Genomic DNA, 19,230 nt, shown 5'->3' on the forward strand with positions numbered 1-19,230 from the left:
GTCGCAACGCTAGTCAACCATTGATCCATTATCTCGCTACGAGGCTCCTGGGACGCGTTGAGTCGCAGCCGAATCGACTCTCTGACGGCTCCGTGCCGTGGCTTGTTTTCAGTGGGATGTCGCTCAGCCGTCAACAGCGGTGCGCACATACCATCAATAGCGGTGCAGCACAACATAATTGAGCAGCGATAACCGAGAAGGCGGAGCGCAGTTCCGGTGGCAGCTGCTTGCGCTCAATCAGCGGCTAAACAGCTTCAGCGGGCGCTCGACTAACTCGAAGATCACACCGTCCGGCGACCGCAGAAACGCAATCTTCAAGCCGTCGATCTTGGTTCCCGGTAGCGGGCACCACACCGGATCACCCATCCGCTCAACCGAATCCGGCATCTCAGCTAGTGCTTTCTCGACATCCTCCACCCGCAGGGCGCAACGATAGAGACCCTGGCGGTTGCCTCCCCATGGCACCGGCGTCTGCGCGGTGTGGGGATGCTGCACGAGCACCACGGTGAACTGGTGTGCGTCCTCGGGAAGGGCGAATCGCGCCACGACGCACGCCAGAGGTTCCGCCGACCCATACGGCGCGAGCTGCTCGGAGGCCACCTCCCTGCGCGCCGGCGCCTCGACCTCGACGAAACCAATAGCGCCGAAGAACTCCCGGGTAGCTAGCGCGTCGATCGCCATGATGCGGATCCCGGAGAACAGCGTCCCCTCCGACGCCTTGACATCGACTGGGCGCTGGGCGATCTCAACGATCGCACCGTCGGGATCCACGGCCAGCACCGACTTGGTACCGGATATCAGCCCGTCGACAGGGTCGCCGACTGCGAAGCCGTCAGCTCGCAATCCGCCGACGGCAGCCTCCAAGTCCATTACCCACATCAGCATCGACCGGATGCCCGGGCGCACCGGATCGGCACTGTGGTCTCGCACAAGTGCGGGTGAATCGAACTCGATTGCCTCGAGGGCACAGCCGGCTCGTGGCCCCCTCGTATCGTAGAGAAACGATGTGGTGCAGTACGCCTCGCCGTCCATCCCCAGAATGGTCCCGTCAGTCGCCACCGTGGGATCCGTACGCATCCGAGGCGACAGTCCCAGCCGGCCGGCATACAGCCGCTCGGCCGCGTCGAGTGAATCGCAGTTGAGGTTGACGTGCAGGAACCGCCGAGCCAGATTGTCCGATCCCACTACAACACCACCGACTTGACTTCGCAGTTGATGATCCCCTCCTCGCCGCAGCCCAGTTCAGCGACCAGCGCGGCCGTGTGCTTCCCTCGCCCGCGGGCACACTTCTGCGACAGCGGCGTCTCGTCGAGCCGAACTGGCTTGCCTGCGGACGCGTACTGCCTCCCGTTCAGTCCCCGCTGCGGATCACGGGTCAACCGGTGCTCGAGCTTAATGACGTCGGCCCCCCGGACGGTGAGCAGCGTGCCGGTCTCCGGGACGAGGGTCCATGCCACGAGTTCGCACACGTGAACCCTATTGAGCAAGTCGGTCATGAAATCGGGTAGCCGAGGACAGTTGATGCGGATACTGGCGAAGCGATCATTGGCACTTCCTCTTACTGGACTCGCGACGTGCGCCAGTGTACCTGTTATAGATAACTGTTTAGCTAATTCGGCGCAACGACCGGGACGGCGATCGGAGAAGGGATATTAGAGTTTCCCCCGGCTATGCGTCGCAAGTCGCGCAGTACCGCCGTGACTTCCGACAGTACTTGCGACCACCGGGTGGTCAACGGGCAGAAGACCTTTATTAGCAACGGTCTTGCCGACACCGCCGAATTGTTCTTCTACAGCGTCCGGGTGCCCAAGGACAACCTCGTCGGCGAGTTGAACCGCGGCTTTCACCACCTCGTCTCGAATCTCCCGAACGAGCGGGTCGGTGTGGCGTGCTACGCGCTTCCCGCCGCGCGACGTGCGCTCGAGTTGACCAAGGCGTATGCGCTCGAACGCACGGCGTTCGGGCAGCCGATCGGCAAGTTCCAGGTCAACCGGCACTTCCTCGCCGAGATGCAGATCAAGCTCAACGCGGCGCAGACCTATCTCGACCAATGTGTGCTGTCTGTCAACGAGGGCACCCTCGCCGACGCCGACGCGGCCGGCATGAAGTGGTGGACCTCGGAAGTGCAGTGGGAGATCCTCGACCGGTGCCTGCAGCTTCATGGCGGGTACGGCTACATCAACGAGTACGAGGTGGCGCGGCTGTGGCGCGACTCGCGGGTGCAGCGACTGTATGCGGGCACCACCGAGATCATGAAGGATCTGATGGGCCGGGCCATGGCGTACTAGACACTTAGAGATGAGTTCGCTCGCTCTGCGGACCCGGATGACCGGGTTGCCGACTTACATCAGTTAACCTACCAAATAGTTAATTCTTTCAATACCGGCGGAGGTTGATATGGAGGTCACCAGTCTTCGGGAGCCGAAGATGGCCGATCGGGTGGCCACCGTGCTGCGGCGCATGTTCATTCGCGGTGAGATTTCCGAAGGCACCATGCTGCCGCCCGAATCGGAATTGATGGAGCGGTTCGGTGTGTCCCGGCCAACGCTCCGCGAAGCATTCCGGGTGCTGGAGTCCGAGTCGCTGATCGTAGTGCAGCGCGGCGTGCACGGTGGCGCCCGGGTCACCCGACCGCGACGCGAGACGCTTGCCCGTTATGCCGGACTGATTCTCGAGTACGAAGGCGTGACGCTCAAAGATGTCTACGACGCGCGAATTGCGCTCGAGACGCCGATCGTCGTTCAGCTGGCCAACGAGCGCAGCGCCAAAGTGATCGCGGAATTGGAACAGATCGTCGAAGCCGAGAAGCAGTTGAAACCGGGCAGCGATGCCGTGGTCCAACTGACGGACTTCCACGCCGCGATCGCACGGCTGTCGGGCAACAAGACCTTGCAGATCGTCAGCGATATGCTGCACCACATCGTCGAGAAGGCGAATCGCTCGCTGCAGCCCACCGAAGGTGCTCGCGCAGAGCAGGCGGTCCGCCGGTCCGCGAAGACACACCGCATGGTGCTGGACCTGATCAAGGCGGGCGAGGCCGAGAAGGCCGGCGAGCTGTGGAAAAAGCACCTGCAGAAGGCGGAGGAATTCGTGCTGTCGGGTTCCGAATTGTCCACCGTCGTCGATCTTCTCGAATGACAGATGTCAGCCGGGACGCCGGCCACGACATCGAGACCCCGATCCATCTGTTTCGGCGGTTCGGGATCGAGGTATTGATCGCGGACCAGGAGTCCGCGGTCGTGGAGATGTCGATGCCGCTCGCGGGCATGCGCAACCCCTTCACCGATTTGCCGACCGTCGGCCCGCTCGGCGTGCTCGTCGATGCGGTCAGCGGATTATCCAACCACTTCCGGTGTCGCGACGCCGAATGGACGGTGTCCACCGAATTGGCCATCGAGCTGAGCCCCGAAGGAAGCGAGCGGGCGACCGCGATCGGCGCTTCCCCCGTCGTCGCATCCGGTCGCCTCCTAGGTCCTCGCGGCAGCGGGTCAGCGCTTTCGGTGTGCACCCTGACCTGCGACGGCGTCGTCATCGGCGCGGGCACCGTGCGGTCGTACTACGTCACGCCCGACACCCTCGACCTGAACGAGCCCCCCGAGACGGTGTCCAAGAGTCACAACACCTCCCTGGCGGAGCTGATGGCCGTGGAGCCCATGCCACCTGCCGACGCTGTGCGCGTCCTGCGCCAGCACATAGACCCGTTCCTCAACAACGCCGTTGGTGTCATCAACGGCGGAGTCGCTTCGGCGGGACTCGAATTGGCCGCGTCCGCGACGGTGAACACGGGTGGCGCGCCGATGCGAACCGCGTCGGTCCGGGTGAACTTTCTGCGCCCGTTCTACGGCGGCGACCGATCCCGCTACGAAGCGGCGCCGCTGCGCATCGGACGCGGCACTGCCGTCGCCGACGCGCGTGCGATCGGGGAGGACGGCAAGCCCGCGGTGACGGCGCGCGTCACCGCCTACCGCTAGTTAGCGGCTACTTCTTGGATCGAGCACGGAACGCGGCAACGCGCTCCTTGAACTCCGGCGTCGAGAAGGACGTCAGTTCCTCGGCGAGCGCATACTCCAGGACACCTTGAGCAGCCCGGGCAAGGTGCATGTTCAGCGCCACCTTCGACGACCGCAGAGCCTGCGGCGGCAGTGCGGCGAACCGCTCGCCGAGTGCTAACGCCTCCTCGAGCACCGCGTCGTCGGGGACGACCTTAGTGACCAGATTCAGCTTCTCCGCGACCGGCGCGGTGATCCGATCGCCAAGCAACACATACTCCTTGGCTTTCATCATGCCGATCAGCAAGGGCAGCATGGCGGCGCCGCCGTCCCCGGCAGTGAGCCCAACGGCAACGTGCGGGTCGGCCAAGTAGCTGTTCTCCCCCATCACCAGCAGGTCGGACAACAGGGCGATCGAACAACCCAGCCCGACCGCCGGTCCGTTGACCGCGGAAACCAGGGGCTTCGGGAAGTTGATCACCTCGAGGAAGACGGTGCGGGCCTCGTGGATCTGAAACGCGCGCGCCACCTCGTCCTCGATGAGGCGGCCGAACATCACCATGTCCCCACCCGCCGAGAACGCCTTGCCGACACCGGTGGTCACCACCGCCTTGACGTCGCCATCGGCGTCGAGCACCTTCCAGATGGTGGCGAATGCGTGGTGCACCTCCTCGGTGACGGCGTTAAGCGCTTCTGGTCGGTTGATGCTCACGACGTGGACGTTGCCGCGCTTCTCCACCAACAGCCATGGGGCGAACTGTTCGTAGCCGGCGAGGGTAGCGATCGCGGAAGTCGTCATGTGATGTCCTGTCAGTTCTTCTTGTTGGAAAGGATCGTCACCGCAGACACCGCGGTTGGACCACCGATGTTGTGCGCCAACGCGACTCGCGCCCCGTCGACTTGATTCTCCGCCTGGCCACGCAGCTGGTTGAATAGCTCATAGCACTGCGCCACCCCCGTGGCACCCGGCGGATGCCCTTTGGCCTTCAGGCCGCCGCTCGGGTTGATAGGTAGCGGCCCGCCGACATAGTGCTCCCGGTGCTCGACGAGTTTGTACGCCTCGAACCGTTCGGCAAATCCTAGGTCCTCGTAGCTGATCAGCTCAACCCCGGTGAAACAGTCGTGAACCTCGGCAACATCGATGTCGCGAGGTGTCAAGCCCGCCATCTTCATCGCCGACTTGGCCGCGCGCACTGTCGGCGGGAAGGTCGTCATGTCCGTTTTGTGTTGATGCATCACCCGGTCCATCCCCAGCCCCACACCACGTACCCACACAGGGCTGTCGGTGTACCGGTCGACCACGTCCTCGGCCGCCAGTATCACCGCGGCGGCGCCGTCGCTCTGCGGCGTGCAGTCGTATAACCCGAAGGGTTCGACCACGATGGGAGCGGCCAGCGCCCGTTCCACGGTGATCTCGTACCGCAACTGCGCCTTTGGATTCTTCAGCGCGTGGAAGTGGTTCTTCACCGCGACCATCGCCATGTGCTCCTTGGTAGCGGGAGACTCGTGCAGGTATCGGATGACGTGCAGGGCGAAGTTCGCCGGAGCGACCAGCCCCAGCGGGTAGTCCCAGGCATTGTCGCGGGTCATCGCAGCCCAGTCCCAGAAGGTGGTGGTGGACGACGTTTCCCGTACCTTGTCGGCGCCCACTACCAAGACGACATCGTAAAGGCCGGACGCGATCGCCATGGTTCCGTTGCGGATCGCGTCATTGCCTGTGGCACAGGCGTTCTCGACGCGGGTAACAGGTATGTCGGTGAGGTCTAGAGTATCGGCGAGGATGCCCGCCGGGAAGCCATCGGTGGTGGAGAGTTCGCCGAACCACGCGGCTTCGATCTCGGACTTCTGGATCCCTTTGTCGACACGCGCAACGGCCTCGGCGTAGGCCATCGGCACGAGGTCCTTGATCCCGAGCTCGAAATGCTCGCCGAACGGTGTCATGCCCGCGCCGACGATCGCGACATTTCTCATGCCTGGACTCCTTCTTTGACGCGGCCCGGCCAGAACGCGTACCCGTAGTCGGGTACACCTGCGCGGGTTGCGATCTTGCGCAGAACCACCGATCCGGCCTGCCCAATGGTGGCTTCGCCCGCCGGCACCCCGGTAACCTTCATCAGGACCCGTACCGGACTGTTGTCCAGCTGCACTACCGCCAGCGAGTAGGGGCTGGGCAAGTCAGGCACCGAAATCCGGATGGTCGTGTGGGTGTAGACCGTGCCCGTGCGCGGCAACGCTTCGAGCTGGTAATCGGTGGCTAGCGCGCCGGAGTTGTCGACTCGAACTCTCGGGGGGAACTGCGGAGCCGGGTCGATACCGGGCCGCTCGTCGAAAACGGCTGCCTCCCAACGAATTTTCGGCTCAAACGCCCGGGCGTAGGCTGGCATTGAGATCGGAATGCCGACGCCGTCTGCGATTTTGGTCGCGGGCAGCTCGCGTGCGGGCACTTCGTCACGATTGATTTTCGGAGGCGAGTCGGTGTCCTGCAGCGCCGCGACGCTCATCGTCGACTGTTCTGCGGCGAGCACCAGACCGCACGCTTCACGCTCGATCGCATCTGCTATTACCCGCACCACCCCCGCGGCCGAGACTCGCGGCTCCTCCGCGGCGCCCGAGGTGTCGACCGCACCGCCGAGTTGAGCGGCGGGAACACCAGCCACGGCGACCGCCGCGGGTGTTCCGGTAAGGCTGAGTTTGTCGAAGGTGGCGCGTATTCCGACCTCGCGCTGCAGCCGTGAGTCCGGGTAGGCGTGGCGGACGCCGTCGTCGCCTCGCGCCACCAGAGGCAGGCTGCGAGTCTGTCGTCCGACCGGAGTGAGGTGCGACTCGCCGTCGCCGGTCAACACCGCAGCAGCACCCACCGCCGCGGCGTTGTCATCGGCCGCGATCACCAGCGTGCCGGGCGACGCCGTCACAATCTGGTCCAACACCGCGGGCGCACCGCCGAGTACCTCCGCGATGGGCGTATCGGCCGGTAGCGACAGCGCGGCCAGCAGGACGGCTCCGTTCCCGCCTTCGAGCAGTGGAAAGTCGCGGGATACCAGGACTACTCGCCGAGCAGACGCAACGGTGTCGGCGGCCCTGCCGGCCGCCACGGCCATTGTCACCGCGTCCTCGTCGGGTCCCTTCACTCGGCGCGACCCCTTGCACCACGGCGGGAGATAGCAGCCGATCGAAACGACGTGGGTCATCTAGCCTCGCTTCATCTATGGCGCCCCGGAGAAGAAACGCCCGCTTTAATAAGCTATATAGTTATAGCATTCTAGGCAACGTGCCTGCCTGTGGGAGGAGCAACGCGTGAGAATAACGGGTCCCCGCACGCTGAAGGACCGCGTCGTGCTGGTGACCGGCGCCAGCCGCGGCATCGGGCGTGAGATCGCGATCCGGGCCGCCACCGATGGCGCCGCGCTGGCACTGCTCGCCAAGACGGCGTCTCCTAACCCCAAACTGCCCGGCACCATTGGTGACACAGCCGACGCAGTTCGCGAGGCGGGCGGTCGCGCCCTGCCAGTGGTCTGCGACGTACGCGACGGCGACGCCACCGCCTCTGCCGTGGCGGAAGTGGCCGATGTGTTCGGTGGCATCGACATCGTAATCAATAACGCGGGTGCGCTGGATCTGCGTGCGACCCCGACGCTGCCGCCCGGGAACTTTCGCCGGCTGCTGGAGGTCAACGTCGAGGGACCGTTCGCAGTCGTGCAGGCCGCGCTGCCTCACCTGCGTCAGTCCGACAACGCACACATCGTGAACATCTCTCCGCCGTTGAATTTGGATCCGCGCTGGGTCGGGGCCCACGTCGGCCACACCGTGGGCAAGTATGCCGAGAGCCTGTTGACGCTCGGGTGGGCTGCGGAGTTCGCGTCGATCCCGATCGCAGTGAACTCGCTGTGGCCAGCCGCCACCGTGGGGAGCACCGGGATGGTCGTCGCGATGGGCGACGCTATCCGCGCGCACGCACGTGACCCGCGCATCGTGGCCGACGCGGCGCACGCGTTGATCACCCGGTCTACCGACTGCAGCGGCCACTTCTACACCGACGAGCAGGTGCTCGCCGAAGAGGGAGTGGACGACCTGTCCGCATATCTGTTGGCCGCCACGGAGGACGACCTCGTCCCGAACTTCTATCTGCCCTCGACCCCGCTTCCGACCACCTAGGTGATCGATGAGTCAATTCGACGCGCTGCGCGCCGACGAACCCGAGCTCGCTAAGCTGCGCGCATCGGTACGGGAGTTCCTCGAGGCTGACCGGGCCGAACACGGCTGGGTGCCCGCCGTCGACTCCTGGCTCGGACAATGGGACGAAGGATTCAGTGCGCGCCTCGGCGCGGCCGGTCTTGTCGGGCTGATCATCCCCGAGAAGTACGGCGGACGGGGGTTGACCCACCTCCATCGCTATGTGGTGACCGAGGAGTTGCTGGCGGCCGGTGCTCCGATCGCCGCACACTGGGTCGCCGACCGGCAGGTGGCCCCGGGCCTGTTGGCCTATGGCAGCGAAGAGCAGCGAGAGCGGCTGCTGCCACGCATTGGCGCCGGAACTTTCTACTCCTCCATCGGGATGAGCGAACACGGCGCAGGCTCCGACCTCGCTGCCGTGCAGACCAAGGCGACCAAGACCGACAGCGGCTGGCTGCTCACTGGGACCAAGGTATGGACAAGTGGGGCGCACCACGCCCATCAGGTTGTGGTGCTCGCCAGGACAAGCCTGCCGGACCCACAACAACGGCACGACGGCTTGAGTCAGTTCCTGGTTCCCTGCGACGCCGAGGGCGTGCGAATCGAGCCGGTCCTGTTGATGAACGGCGACCATCATTTCAACGAAGTCGGATTCGAGGAGGTCTTCGTACCGGACAGCGACGTACTGGGCGAGGTCGGCCAAGGATGGCACCAAGTGACCGCGGAACTCTCCTTCGAACGCGGCGGACCGGAACGGATTTTGTCGACCGCACCGCTGATCATGGCGGCGGTCCGAGTGCTGAACAGCTCTGGCGAAACAGATGACACGACCGCCGGCATCGTCGGCGACCTTGTGGGACGGCTGATCTCGTTGCGACAGCTGTCAGTTTGGGTGGCACGCACGCTCAATGAGAACAAGGACGCAGCCAACCAGGCAGCGCTGGTCAAGGATCTCGGCACCCGGTTCGAGCAGCAGTCGATCGACCTGGTCAACGACGTGCTCGACCGCATACCGATGACACCGCAACTGGTGGCGCTAATGGCCACAGCGACATTTCACAAACCGTTGTTCACTTTGCGCGGTGGCACCAATGAGGTGTTGCGCGGTGTCGTCGCCCGCGGAATGGGGTTGCGATGATGGCGTTTTCGAGCGGTGCGTTCGCCGGCGACACCGCCGATGACGAGCATGCCGAGCTGCGGCAGTTGGTCGACGACATCGGCCGGCGATCCTTCGATGCCCGGATTGGTCAGCGCAGGATTCCCGAACAATTCGACGCGCAATTGTGGCGCAACCTCGAGGAGACCGGGCTGGCGCGGTTGACGAGCACCGCGGATTTGGGCGCGGGGCCTGGCGAGCTTGCCATTGCGCTCTGGGGTATCGCCCGGCACGCGGGCGCTGTCCCGTTGGCCGAAACCGACGCTCTGGCAGGCTGGCTCGGCAACCTGGCAGGCATCGAACTGCCGGAAGGACCACTCACAGTCGCGATCGCTGACGCGACCGCGACTCGGGGGCGCATCCGCGGAACGGCGACTGGCGTTCCATGGACGCGCGCGTGCTCGGCAGTGCTGCTTCTCGCACGAGGCCACGAGGAGGCGCGCGTGGGTGTCGTCGACATCAATCCCGCCGAGCTGGCGGAAAGCCACAATCTGGCCGGGGAGCCACGCGATCGACTGACCTTCGACGTGGCCGCCGACGAGCTGGCCGTCGTCGAACCGGCCGTCGCCGACGAGTTGGCGGTGCGCGGCGCATGGTGTCGCTGCGTACAGGTCATCGGGGCACTGGATGCCGCCGCAGCGATGTCGGTGGCCCACACGCGGGAACGAACCCAGTTCGGCCGGTCGCTGAGCAAGTTCCAGTCCGTTCAGCATGCCCTTGCCGCGATAGCCGGCGACGTCGAACGTGCCCGAGCCGCCACCATGCTGGCCGTCGCGGCTGCCACCGATTATGGGTTCAATTGTGGCGAAACCGAATACGCGGTTGCCGTCGCGCGGGTGGCTGCCGGACGAGCCGTCAGACCGGTCACGACCATCGCCCACCAACTTCATGGCGCGATCGGCGTGACCGCTGAACATCCGTTGTCGTCGGTGACACTGCGCGCGCAGAGTTGGAGCAATGACTACGGCACGACCCCCGGCTATGCGCGCCGGCTCGGCCGGATGGCCCTAAATGCCGCCGATCCGTGGGACCTGGTGATCGGCAATTTGTGACCGCGGTCCAGTCAACATCAAAAGGAGAGCTAGTGACAGTCGAGAAATTCAACGGTGCGTCCGCGATCGTCAGCGGAGGCGCGGGCGGCCTCGGTGAGGCCACGGTGCGGCGATTGCACGCCGAAGGCCTCGGTGTGGTCATTGCCGACCTGGCCGCCGACAAGGGCAAGGCGCTCGCAGACGAGTTGGGCAGCCGCGCGAGCTTCGTTACTACCGATGTGACGAGCGAAGACTCGATCGGGGAAGCGATCGAACGGGCCCACCAACTGGGCCAGCTGCGGTATGCCGTCGTGGCCCACGGAGGATTCGGCGTCGCCCAACGCATCGTGCAACGCGACAACAGCCCGGCTGATTTCGCCGCCTTCACCAAGACCATCGACCTCTATCTCAACGGCACCTACAACGTCGCTCGGCTGGTCGCCGCCGCCATCGCAGCCGCGCCGACTCTGCCCGACGGCGAGCGGGGCGCATTGGTACTCACGGCATCCATCGCCGGTTACGAAGGCCAGATCGGTCAAAGCGCTTACGCCGCGGCCAAAGCCGGTGTGATCGGATTGACGATCGCCGCCGCACGCGACCTCAGCTCCCTCGGCATCCGAGTCAACACGATCGCCCCCGGGACGATGAAGACGCCGATCATGGAGTCGGTCGGAGAAGAAGCGATCGCGAAGTTCGCCGCCAATATTCCATTCCCTAAGCGCCTCGGCGCGCCGGACGAGTTCGCAGACGCTGCGACCTTCTTGCTGACCAACGGATACGTCAATGGTGAAGTAATGCGCCTCGACGGCGCACAACGCTTCACCCCGCGGTGAGCTAAGGCGCGTGTCGCGAAGCCGCCGTCCATAACCTGCGCCGACTAAATTAGCGAAATAGTTGGATGATTTGAGATCGTGGGCGTAAAATCCTCCTCAGAGCGCAGTCATCTCGCCGCGCTTCTGACTATGGAAGCCACAATGATGGGAGCACTTGATGGCTTTGCTGGACGGCCGGGTTGTATTTATCACCGGAGCCGCGCGCGGTCAGGGACGGTCACACGCCGTCATGTGCGCGGAGGAAGGCGCGAACATCGTAGGTGTGGACATCTGCCACGACATTGACGCGGTCCCATACAAGCTGGGCAGTCTCGAGGATCTCGAAGAAACCGCCCGCCTTGTTGAGAAGACTGGGCAGCAGATGGTTTTCCAGCAGGCCGATGTGCGGGAGAAGGCGGCGCTGCAGGCGGCCTTTGACAAGGGTGTGAAAGAGTTCGGCCACATCGACACCGCCATCGCCAATGCTGGGGTCATCCTCACGAATCTCGACGAGGTGGACGCGTCCGAAACGCTGCGGTTGGGTATCGACATCATGCAGATCGGCGTCTGGAACACCTTCCAAGTCGCCATCCCCCACATGAAGGAGCGTGGCACAGGGGGCAACCTGGTGGCGACCAGCTCCATGGCGGCGCTGTTGGACCTGACCGATGGCCGCGGCGGATCCGATGCGTACAACATGGCCAAGCTGGCGATCACGGGCTTGGTGCGTTCATACGCGAACCTGCTTGCCCCAGACCGTATCCGGGTCAACGCTGTGGCACCTACGAACTGCGCCACACCGATGGTGACCGAGAACCCGGCGCTGTTCAAAGTCATCGAAAAGACTCCAAATCTAGCCAACGTGATGCAGACCGCGTTGCCCGACTTCCCCATGATCGAACCGAAGGACGTCAGCAACGCGATACTGTTCCTGATCTCGGATTTGGGACGTTCCTTCACCGGAAGCGTGCTGAAGGTCGATGCCGGCATGGATGTGCGCCGCTGAAGGCAACAGAAGACCCGGTCGATCATCGGTGGCGTGCCAGAACTCGAATGGGCCCTATTGCCTATGTCGACCGATCTGTGGGTGGGGTGAAAGACTGCCCGGGACGCCGGACCCGTCGTGTTCATGAACGGTTGGTACTACCAGACGCGTCGCGTGGATGTCTTTGGTGCGCTACGGGATCCGGGCGTGTTCTCGTCGAAAAGGCATTCGACTCCCTTGGCAGCTGGCTACTCGCGTCGCTACCCCTCCAGTACAAGTGAGCCCCATCGGCCACTACAGCCGTCCTCTGCGTGGAACGCCAGAATGGCCTGCTTGGGCACGAATCGGTACTCCGACAACTTGCCGCGGAAAGCACGGGTCTCGTCGAGAGCCTCTGCCGCCTCCTCAACGCGGCGCGCGCAATTGGTGTGAGGGTGGTCCATGCCACCTACGGAGGCACACTGGGCTGCGCATACCATGGCACCGCACGGATATGGCGGACGCTTGTCGGTTCCGGTCGAAAAGTGAGCAGGTGATTCCGGTCGAAAAGTGAGCACCCTTCGATTGGAGAGTGATCACTGTGGAGGATTGGGCCGAGATCCGCCGGCTGCATCGGTCGGAGAAGTTATCGCAGGCCGCGATCGCCCGACGGCTGAGTCTGTCACGAAACACCGTGGCCAAGGCATTGCAGTCCGATGGGCCGCCGCGCTATGAGCGGACACCGGTGACGACCTCGGCATGGGCGCAAATCGAACCTGCGGTGCGGATGATGTTGAGCCGGTACCCGACGATGCCGGCGACGGTGATCGCCCAACGCGTTGGCTGGATGGGCGGGCACTCGTGGTTCGGGGAAAACGTGGCGCGGATCCGCCCCGAGTACGCCCCGGCTGATCCGTGCGACCGGTTGGTTCATCTGCCCGGTGAGCAGGTGCAGTGTGATCTGTGGCTGCCCGGTCGGGTCATGCCCGACCATGCCGGGGTCCTGCGGTCGTTTCCGGTGCTGGTGATGGTGGCCGCCTACTCGCGGTTCATCGCCGCGATGATGATCCCGTCACGGGTCACCGGCGATCTTTTGGCCGCGATGTGGCAGCTGCTTTCACAACGCATCAGTGCGGTTCCTCGAACACTGTTGTGGGACAACGAGGCTGGGATCGGTCAACGCGGCCGCCTGGCTGAAGGGGTGGCCGGGTTCTGCGGAGTGCTCGGGACCCGGCTCATCCAAGCCCGACCCTACGACCCCGAAACCAAGGGGCTGGTGGAGCGAGCCAACGGTTATCTTGCGACGTCGTTTCTGCCGGGCCGCCGCTTCGTCTCGGCGCACGACTTCAACGCCCAGCTTGCTGACTGGCTGGCGCAGGTGGCCAACCCACGCAAGCACGCCACCACCAAGATGATCCCTGACCAGGCTTTGAGCACCGATCGGCAGGCAATGGCGGCGCTGCCGCCGGTGGCCCCGACCACGGGCACCACGGTGACCACCCGGTTGGGCCGCGACTATTACGTCAGCATCGGCGGCAACGCCAATTCGGTGCATCCAGAAGCGATCGGCCGGATGATCACCGTGACCGCATCGCTGGATCGGGTCATGGCCCGCTGCGCAGACCGAGTGGTTGCCGATCACCAACGGCTTTGGGGCACAGCAGGATTAGCCTCAGACCCCGAGCATCTGGCCGCAGCCTCGATCATGCGCGAGAACTTCCGGAACCGACCACCTGCCGGTACTCACCTGGATGTCGAGGTCCAAGTCGCTGATCTGAGTGCCTATGACGCGGTGTTTGGAACCGGGGAGGTCGCCTGATGGCCGCTAAACGCGCCCCTGCTCCCGGTGAGGCCGACAAGCTGATCGCCCACCAAGCCCGGCTGCTTAAAGCCCCGCGGATCGCCGCCCACTACGGGCGGTTAGCCGAGCAGGGCCGCGCCGCCGGCTGGTCATTGGAGGACTACCTGGCCGCAGTACTTGCCGTGGAATCCAACGCTCGCGCCGAATCTGGGGCACGCCAGCGTATTCGATATGCCGGCTTCCCGGCGATCAAGACGATGACCGACTTCGACTTCACCGCCCAACCCCATATTGATCGCGCCCAGATCGCCCGCCTCGAAGCCGGCGGCTGGTTGGCCGAAGCCCGCAACATCGTCTTGCTGGGCCCACCGGGCACCGGCAAGACACATCTGGCCACCGCCTTGGCGATCGCGGCCGCCCAAGCCGGACACCGCGTCACGTTCGCCCCAGCCACCGGCTGGATCACCCGATTGGCCGAAGCCCATCGCATCGGCCGGCTAGATGCCGAACTACGCAAAATCTCTCGCACCGGGCTGATCGTGATCGACGAGGTCGGCTACATCCCCTTCGACACCGAAGCGGCCAACCTGTTCTTCCAACTGGTGTCCACCCGATACGAGAAGTCCTCGATCATCTTGACCTCCAACCTGCCGTTCTCGCGGTGGGGCCAGGTCTTCGGCGAGGCCACCATCGCCTCGGCGATGATCGACCGCATCGTGCACCACGCCGACGTCATCGCCCTCAAAGGCGCCAGCTACCGCATCAAACACACCGCAATCGAGTCCCTGCCCTCCGTCGAAGCCGACCGTCAGGCAGACTCAACCCCGTAAACACACCTGCTCAGTTTTCGACCGGAAGAAACTGCTCAGGATTCGACAAGAGCCGACAACGCTGGGGCCAGCCATCGCGGGGGTGGGCTCCCAGATCTCCTGAAACTCAGGTACTGCCCAAGCTTTCGCATCGACCGACCTGGTGCTGCCCCGCCACCATGGCTTGTTCCCGACCATCGATTCCGAGCTGCTGCCGATCCTCAGGGCCTCGGTGTGCGGACGATCGTTCTGACCGGTGTCTCGTTGAACCTCGCGCTGCCGATCTCGGCCGGCCACATTACGCAGGCCGGCTTCGAACTCATTGTCCCGCGCGACGCCGTCGCGGGTACCCCTGTCGACTATGGAAATCAGGGTGCTGGACAACACCATTGCCGTTCTTGGCCGGTTAACCACCGTCGATGACCTCATCGCAGAATGGTTAGACGACAACAGATGGGGGGTAAATCCACTGAATCTGTGTGTGCCGCTCGTAGCAAATCGACGTCGCTGGCGACCGTGCTTTGCCCGTGGCGCCCGCCCCAGCGGCAGCGGCCTGCCGTCCGACAGCTCCGCGGAAGGGGCTGCCAGCACGTGTTGTCGTCACCGCAACTGGTTGGCTGAAGCACCGCGGAAGTTGATCAGCGCCCCCTCGGGGCGCAACAATCGATCGAGAGCCATTTTCACCTGTTCCTACGCCGCGACGAACGCGACCTATAGGGTCGGCATTGCCGTAACGACGTACGAACGGTCCGCGACGCGCAGCTCCACGACGACCGGGGAATTTGGCCGCGCGAACCACAGAACGACGCGGGCGATCCCGGCCAGGACTTGCGTGGACCAGTCGCGGTGAACTTCCGACGCGAGACCCCGCATCATCCCAACCTCCCCTGACTTGGCCCGTACCCAGGCTGGCAGTCGGCCCTTAAAATTGACCCAGATCTTATGATATATACATATAACTGTTTACTGCCAGTTGGGGTGAGAAATCGTAGCGATGTAGCGGATCGACTAGACGATGGAGTGGACATGGGACCCAGGCGGGGTTTGTTAGCGGTTCTGCGGGCGTTCTGCGTCGCCGCGCTATTGGCTGGTCTGGGCGGTGTGACCGTGCCGAGCGGGCTCACCGGACAAGCCAGGGCAGCCGGATATGAAAACCTGATGGTTCCGTCGGCAGCAATGGGCCGCGATATTCCGGTGGCCTTCCTGGGGGGCGGGCCGCACGCGGTTTATCTGTTGGACGCTTTTGATGCCGCCCCGGATGTCAGCAATTGGGTCACCGCGGGCAATGCGATGAACACGCTGGCCGGCAAGGGCATCTCGGTAGTCGCCCCGGCCGGGGGCGCATATAGCATGTACACCAATTGGGAGCAGGACGGCAGCAAGCAGTGGGATACTTTCCTGTCCAGCGAGCTGCCTGACTGGCTGGCCGCCAACGAGGGCCTGGCTCCCGGTGGCCACGCAGTCGTCGGAGCCGCTCAGGGTGGCTACGCTGCGATGGCGCTGGCCGCCTTCCATCCCGACCGCTTCCGTTACGCCGGTTCCATGTCGGGCTTTCTGTACCCGTCGGAAACCGCGTTCGCTGGCGCGATCCTCGCAGGCTTGCAGCAGTTCGGCGGCATCAACGGCAATAGCATGTGGGGTCCCCCGCAGCTGGGTCGGTGGAAGTGGCATGACCCTCAGGTCCATGCCGCACTGCTAGCCCAGAACGACACGCGCGTGTGGGTCTTCAGCCCGACGACGCCCACGGCCAGCGACCCGGCATCCATGCTGGGAGCTGGCGACCAGGCTCAGGGTGTCAACCGAACGTTCTACCAGCAGTACCGCAACGTCAGCGGACGCAACGGCCACTTTGACTTCCCAACCGACGGCGACCATGGCTGGGGCTCATGGGGCCCGCAGCTGGGTGCCATGTCGGGCGATATCGCCGGAACCATTCGCTGATTGGGCGAGTGCGGGTGCACCCCCGTCCATCATGCCGCAGGCATATTCTCAGCAGCGCTCGCTACTTATGGCTGATGCGATGGCAACCGCCCGGAAGCAGTCATCAGACCCGGCGTGGGCTAGGGCGTCACTGTGGGATCGGCGACATCGACGCGGGCCGACGCCACCGGCGAGGCTTCTGACCAAAGCGGAGTTTAAGCTTACATCAATGTATTTCAGCTGGTTACCCGTAGTAGGTCACTAAACTGGCCCTCTTGGACTAACCCATCCGCCGCTTTGGCCGCATATTGGCCGCATGGCTTGCGGGCAATTCGACCATGGACCCCCAGACGACGACCAGACCAGTCCATGGTCTGCTGCTGCGCCGATCGCCGACAGCTCGGCTACCGCGTGTTCGTGCGACGCCAGCAATAGCCGAGCTGTCCAATCGTTCGCCCTGCGCGACTGCGGACGCCACTGCGCACATCTTTTACGGCAGACCGCCCGTCGCCCGTAGTGGGTTGAGACGCCCGGGTCATCGGACCGTTGAAGTATTTGGGCCAAGGCGTTTTCGCTGTCGTGCCAGTGCACCTACTGGTGGGCCAGTCGCAGGATCATGTCGGCCAGCGCGCTGATCGCCTCGTCCCTTTCGACGGCGACGGCCTGGATCTGCTCGGCGTGCCAGGCACGGTCCATCATCCCGAGCACTGCGATACCGACGACCTCGGGCGAGTGGTCACCCGGCCCGACGATCGCCTGCCCTAGCTTGAAGGCAGATCGTGTGACCGTGCGGTTGCGCGAGCGCCGGAACGCCTCCCGGTCGGGCGACGAATGCCACGCGCCAAACACAAATGCTCCATGGCGGTCCATGAACGCGAAGTACTCGCCGACCCAACCGCGCAGATCTTCTGCAGTGAATGGCCGCGGCAACCTGTCCAACCGAGTCAACACCGCCATCACGTCGCGGTAGGCGCTCTCGCCCAGGACGGCGAAGATCTCTTCTTTGTCCTTGAAGTACGTGTAGAAGCCAGCGCGCGAAATTCCGCATGCCTCGGTGATCGCGTTGATGGGCGTGCCGGCGAAGCCGCGCTGTAGGAACAACTGTCGGCTCGCCTCAAGGATCAGCGCCCGCGTCCGCTCCCCACGGCCGGCCTCCTCCGCCGCACCGGCGCGGCCGTTCCCCTGCGTCACCGTCATGCCCACCAGCATATATGACATAAGTGTCAAGTACCAATCATCGAGTTGAAACCATCAATAGTGAAATCCACGCTAGTGACTTGACACAATCGTCAAGTTGATCAAAGCTCGACACTGAAAGCCGATCCGAAAGAGACAGCGATGAAACCGATCACCGACGCGCCGATATTCGATGCCGACCAGCACATGTATGAAACGCCCGGTGCGCTGACGAAATACCTGCCAGACCGGTTCGCCAAAGCCGTGCAGTTCGTCCAGATGGGTCGGCGGACTCGCATCGCGATACTGGGCAAGATCACCGAGTACATCCCCAACCCAACCTTCGACCGGGTCGCTGCACCGGGCTCGCACGAGAAGTTCTATTCGGGTCACAATCCCGAAGGACTGACGTTGCGCGAGATGCAGGGCGCGGCGATCGACGCGCCGCCCGCGAGCCGAAATCCCGAGGACCGGATCAGGGAGCTGGACCGCCAAGAGGTCCGCGAGACGCTCGTCTATCCGACGCTGGCCAATCTCGTGGAACACTCGGCGGCCGAGGATCCCGAACTGACTATGGCGATGATCCACGCGCTCAACCAGTGGATGCTCGAACACTGGCAGTTCACCTACGCCAACCGGCTATTCATGACGCCGGTGATCAATTGCGCCGAGGTCGACGGCGCGCGTCGGGAGCTCGACTACATCCTCGACAACGGCGCCAAGGTGGCGTTGATCAAACCCTCCCCGGTTAAGGGGTTTCGCGGGTGGCGCTCTCCCGCACTGCCCGAGTTCGACCCGTTCTGGCGCGACGTCGAAGCCGCGAGCTTGCCGATCGTCCTGCACGCGAGCCAGCCGCCGCTCGACGGCTACATCAATCAGTGGGAACCGCCCGACACAAACAGCTTCATGGAGATGAGCGCATTCCGATGGGTTGCGCTGGGGCACAGGGAGATCGCCGACATGATCACCAGTCTGATATGCCACGGCACACTGACCCGGTTCCCACGACTGCGCATCGCCAGCGTGGAGAACGGCAGTTCATGGATCAAGCCCCTCTTCCACGATCTCGACGACATCTACACCAAGATGCCGCAGAACTTCGCAGAGCATCCTCTTGGCGTGTTCCGCCGCAACATCTGGGTCAGCCCCTTCTGGGAGGGTTCGGTGGCCGAGGTGGTCGAGACGGTGGGCTGGGACAAGGTGCTGTTCGGCTCCGACTACCCGCATCCCGAGGGCCTGGCAACTCCCAAACGGTTCTACGAATACGCCGAAGGCATGGACGAACGACGCACCTACGACTTCATGGGCGACAACGCCCGCCGCTTCATGGGGCTGCCGATTGCGAATCCCAACCCGGACGCCATGAGACCACCGCAGCTGGCCTCCGCCTGAGAACTTCGAA

At 64.0% G+C, this 19,230-nt stretch carries 17 protein-coding genes and 2 pseudogenes; 13 read left to right on the plus strand and 6 right to left on the minus strand.

The window, feature by feature from the left end; all coding sequences use genetic code 11:
- Positions 1–237 precede the first annotated feature (237 nt).
- Together G6N51_RS07380 and G6N51_RS07385 are read right to left on the minus strand one after the other, a co-directional pair.
- Complete coding sequence (locus G6N51_RS07380; RefSeq protein WP_083173181.1) at positions 238–1,185, minus strand: VOC family protein; 948 nt, start codon at positions 1,183–1,185, stop codon at positions 238–240.
- Entirely contained in the window at positions 1,185–1,496 is a 312-nt protein-coding gene (locus G6N51_RS07385; RefSeq protein WP_083173180.1) for a hypothetical protein, read from the minus strand. The genes G6N51_RS07380 and G6N51_RS07385 overlap by 1 nt, the downstream gene beginning before the upstream one ends.
- A 168-nt stretch (positions 1,497–1,664) precedes the next feature.
- Between G6N51_RS07385 and G6N51_RS07390 the strand changes: the two are divergent.
- The 3 genes and pseudogenes from G6N51_RS07390 to G6N51_RS07400 all read left to right on the plus strand — a co-directional run.
- A pseudogene (locus G6N51_RS07390) lies at positions 1,665–2,288 on the plus strand (acyl-CoA dehydrogenase family protein); the annotation flags it as partial.
- 109 nt (positions 2,289–2,397) lie between these two features.
- The gene (locus G6N51_RS07395) at positions 2,398–3,138 is read left to right on the plus strand and encodes a FadR/GntR family transcriptional regulator (protein WP_083173179.1); all 741 of its coding nucleotides are present in this window, start codon (positions 2,398–2,400) and stop codon (positions 3,136–3,138) included.
- Positions 3,135–3,971 carry a PaaI family thioesterase gene (locus G6N51_RS07400; protein ID WP_083173178.1) on the plus strand — a complete coding sequence of 279 codons (837 nt, stop codon included), beginning with the start codon at positions 3,135–3,137 and terminating at the stop codon, positions 3,969–3,971. The genes G6N51_RS07395 and G6N51_RS07400 overlap by 4 nt, the downstream gene beginning before the upstream one ends.
- Positions 3,972–3,978: 7 nt before the next feature.
- Here G6N51_RS07400 and G6N51_RS07405 read toward each other — a convergent pair whose 3' ends face one another.
- The 3 genes from G6N51_RS07405 to G6N51_RS07415 are packed head-to-tail and all read right to left on the minus strand — an operon-like array spanning position 3,979 to position 7,177.
- On the minus strand, positions 3,979–4,788 hold the full coding sequence (locus G6N51_RS07405; protein WP_083173177.1) for an enoyl-CoA hydratase/isomerase family protein: 810 nt from the start codon (positions 4,786–4,788) through the stop codon (positions 3,979–3,981).
- An 11-nt stretch (positions 4,789–4,799) separates the two neighbouring features.
- A complete protein-coding gene (locus tag G6N51_RS07410) occupies positions 4,800–5,960 on the minus strand; it encodes a thiolase C-terminal domain-containing protein (protein WP_083173176.1) in 1,161 nt (386 codons plus the stop codon).
- On the minus strand, positions 5,957–7,177 hold the full coding sequence (locus G6N51_RS07415; RefSeq protein WP_083173175.1) for a Zn-ribbon domain-containing OB-fold protein: 1,221 nt from the start codon (positions 7,175–7,177) through the stop codon (positions 5,957–5,959). Before G6N51_RS07415 ends, G6N51_RS07410 begins: the two co-directional genes overlap by 4 nt.
- A 112-nt stretch (positions 7,178–7,289) precedes the next feature.
- Here G6N51_RS07415 and G6N51_RS07420 point away from each other — a divergent pair, with 112 nt between their 5' ends.
- From G6N51_RS07420 to G6N51_RS07460, 9 genes and pseudogenes are all read left to right on the plus strand, one after another.
- Positions 7,290–8,141 (plus strand): SDR family oxidoreductase, encoded by an 852-nt coding sequence (locus G6N51_RS07420; protein ID WP_174814375.1) that lies wholly within the window; start codon positions 7,290–7,292, stop codon positions 8,139–8,141.
- A gap of 7 nt (positions 8,142–8,148) precedes the next feature.
- Positions 8,149–9,297, plus strand: coding sequence for an acyl-CoA dehydrogenase family protein (locus G6N51_RS07425; RefSeq protein WP_083173174.1), 1,149 nt, complete (start codon positions 8,149–8,151; stop codon positions 9,295–9,297).
- Positions 9,294–10,367, plus strand: coding sequence for an acyl-CoA dehydrogenase family protein (locus G6N51_RS07430; RefSeq protein ID WP_083173173.1), 1,074 nt, complete (start codon positions 9,294–9,296; stop codon positions 10,365–10,367). Before G6N51_RS07425 ends, G6N51_RS07430 begins: the two co-directional genes overlap by 4 nt.
- Before the next feature lie 32 nt (positions 10,368–10,399).
- The gene (locus tag G6N51_RS07435) at positions 10,400–11,179 is read left to right on the plus strand and encodes an SDR family oxidoreductase (protein ID WP_083173172.1); all 780 of its coding nucleotides are present in this window, start codon (positions 10,400–10,402) and stop codon (positions 11,177–11,179) included.
- A 157-nt stretch (positions 11,180–11,336) separates the two neighbouring features.
- Positions 11,337–12,164: a mycofactocin-coupled SDR family oxidoreductase gene (locus G6N51_RS07440; RefSeq protein WP_083173171.1), complete on the plus strand. Its 828-nt coding sequence runs from the start codon at positions 11,337–11,339 to the stop codon at positions 12,162–12,164.
- Between the two features lie 63 nt (positions 12,165–12,227).
- Positions 12,228–12,365, plus strand: a pseudogene (locus G6N51_RS29100) (cytochrome P450); the annotation flags it as partial.
- A gap of 358 nt (positions 12,366–12,723) precedes the next feature.
- Positions 12,724–13,941, plus strand: a complete 1,218-nt coding sequence (gene istA / locus G6N51_RS07445) for an IS21 family transposase (protein WP_083173170.1) — start codon at positions 12,724–12,726, stop codon at positions 13,939–13,941.
- Positions 13,941–14,753 (plus strand): IS21-like element ISMyma9 family helper ATPase IstB, encoded by an 813-nt coding sequence (istB, locus tag G6N51_RS07450; RefSeq protein WP_083173169.1) that lies wholly within the window; start codon positions 13,941–13,943, stop codon positions 14,751–14,753. Before istA ends, istB begins: the two co-directional genes overlap by 1 nt.
- A 1,005-nt stretch (positions 14,754–15,758) precedes the next feature.
- Positions 15,759–16,673, plus strand: coding sequence for an esterase family protein (locus tag G6N51_RS07460; RefSeq protein ID WP_083173168.1), 915 nt, complete (start codon positions 15,759–15,761; stop codon positions 16,671–16,673).
- Between the two features lie 570 nt (positions 16,674–17,243).
- Here G6N51_RS07460 and G6N51_RS07465 read toward each other — a convergent pair.
- Positions 17,244–17,849 carry a TetR/AcrR family transcriptional regulator gene (locus G6N51_RS07465; protein WP_083173207.1) on the minus strand — a complete coding sequence of 202 codons (606 nt, stop codon included), beginning with the start codon at positions 17,847–17,849 and terminating at the stop codon, positions 17,244–17,246.
- 141 nt (positions 17,850–17,990) lie between these two features.
- On the opposite strand from G6N51_RS07465, the gene G6N51_RS07470 reads away from it, so the two are divergent.
- On the plus strand, positions 17,991–19,220 hold the full coding sequence (locus G6N51_RS07470) for an amidohydrolase family protein (protein ID WP_083173167.1): 1,230 nt from the start codon (positions 17,991–17,993) through the stop codon (positions 19,218–19,220).
- Positions 19,221–19,230: the final 10 nt, after the last annotated feature.

The organism is Mycobacterium paraseoulense (assembly GCF_010731655.1).
Lineage (GTDB): Bacteria > Actinomycetota > Actinomycetes > Mycobacteriales > Mycobacteriaceae > Mycobacterium > Mycobacterium paraseoulense.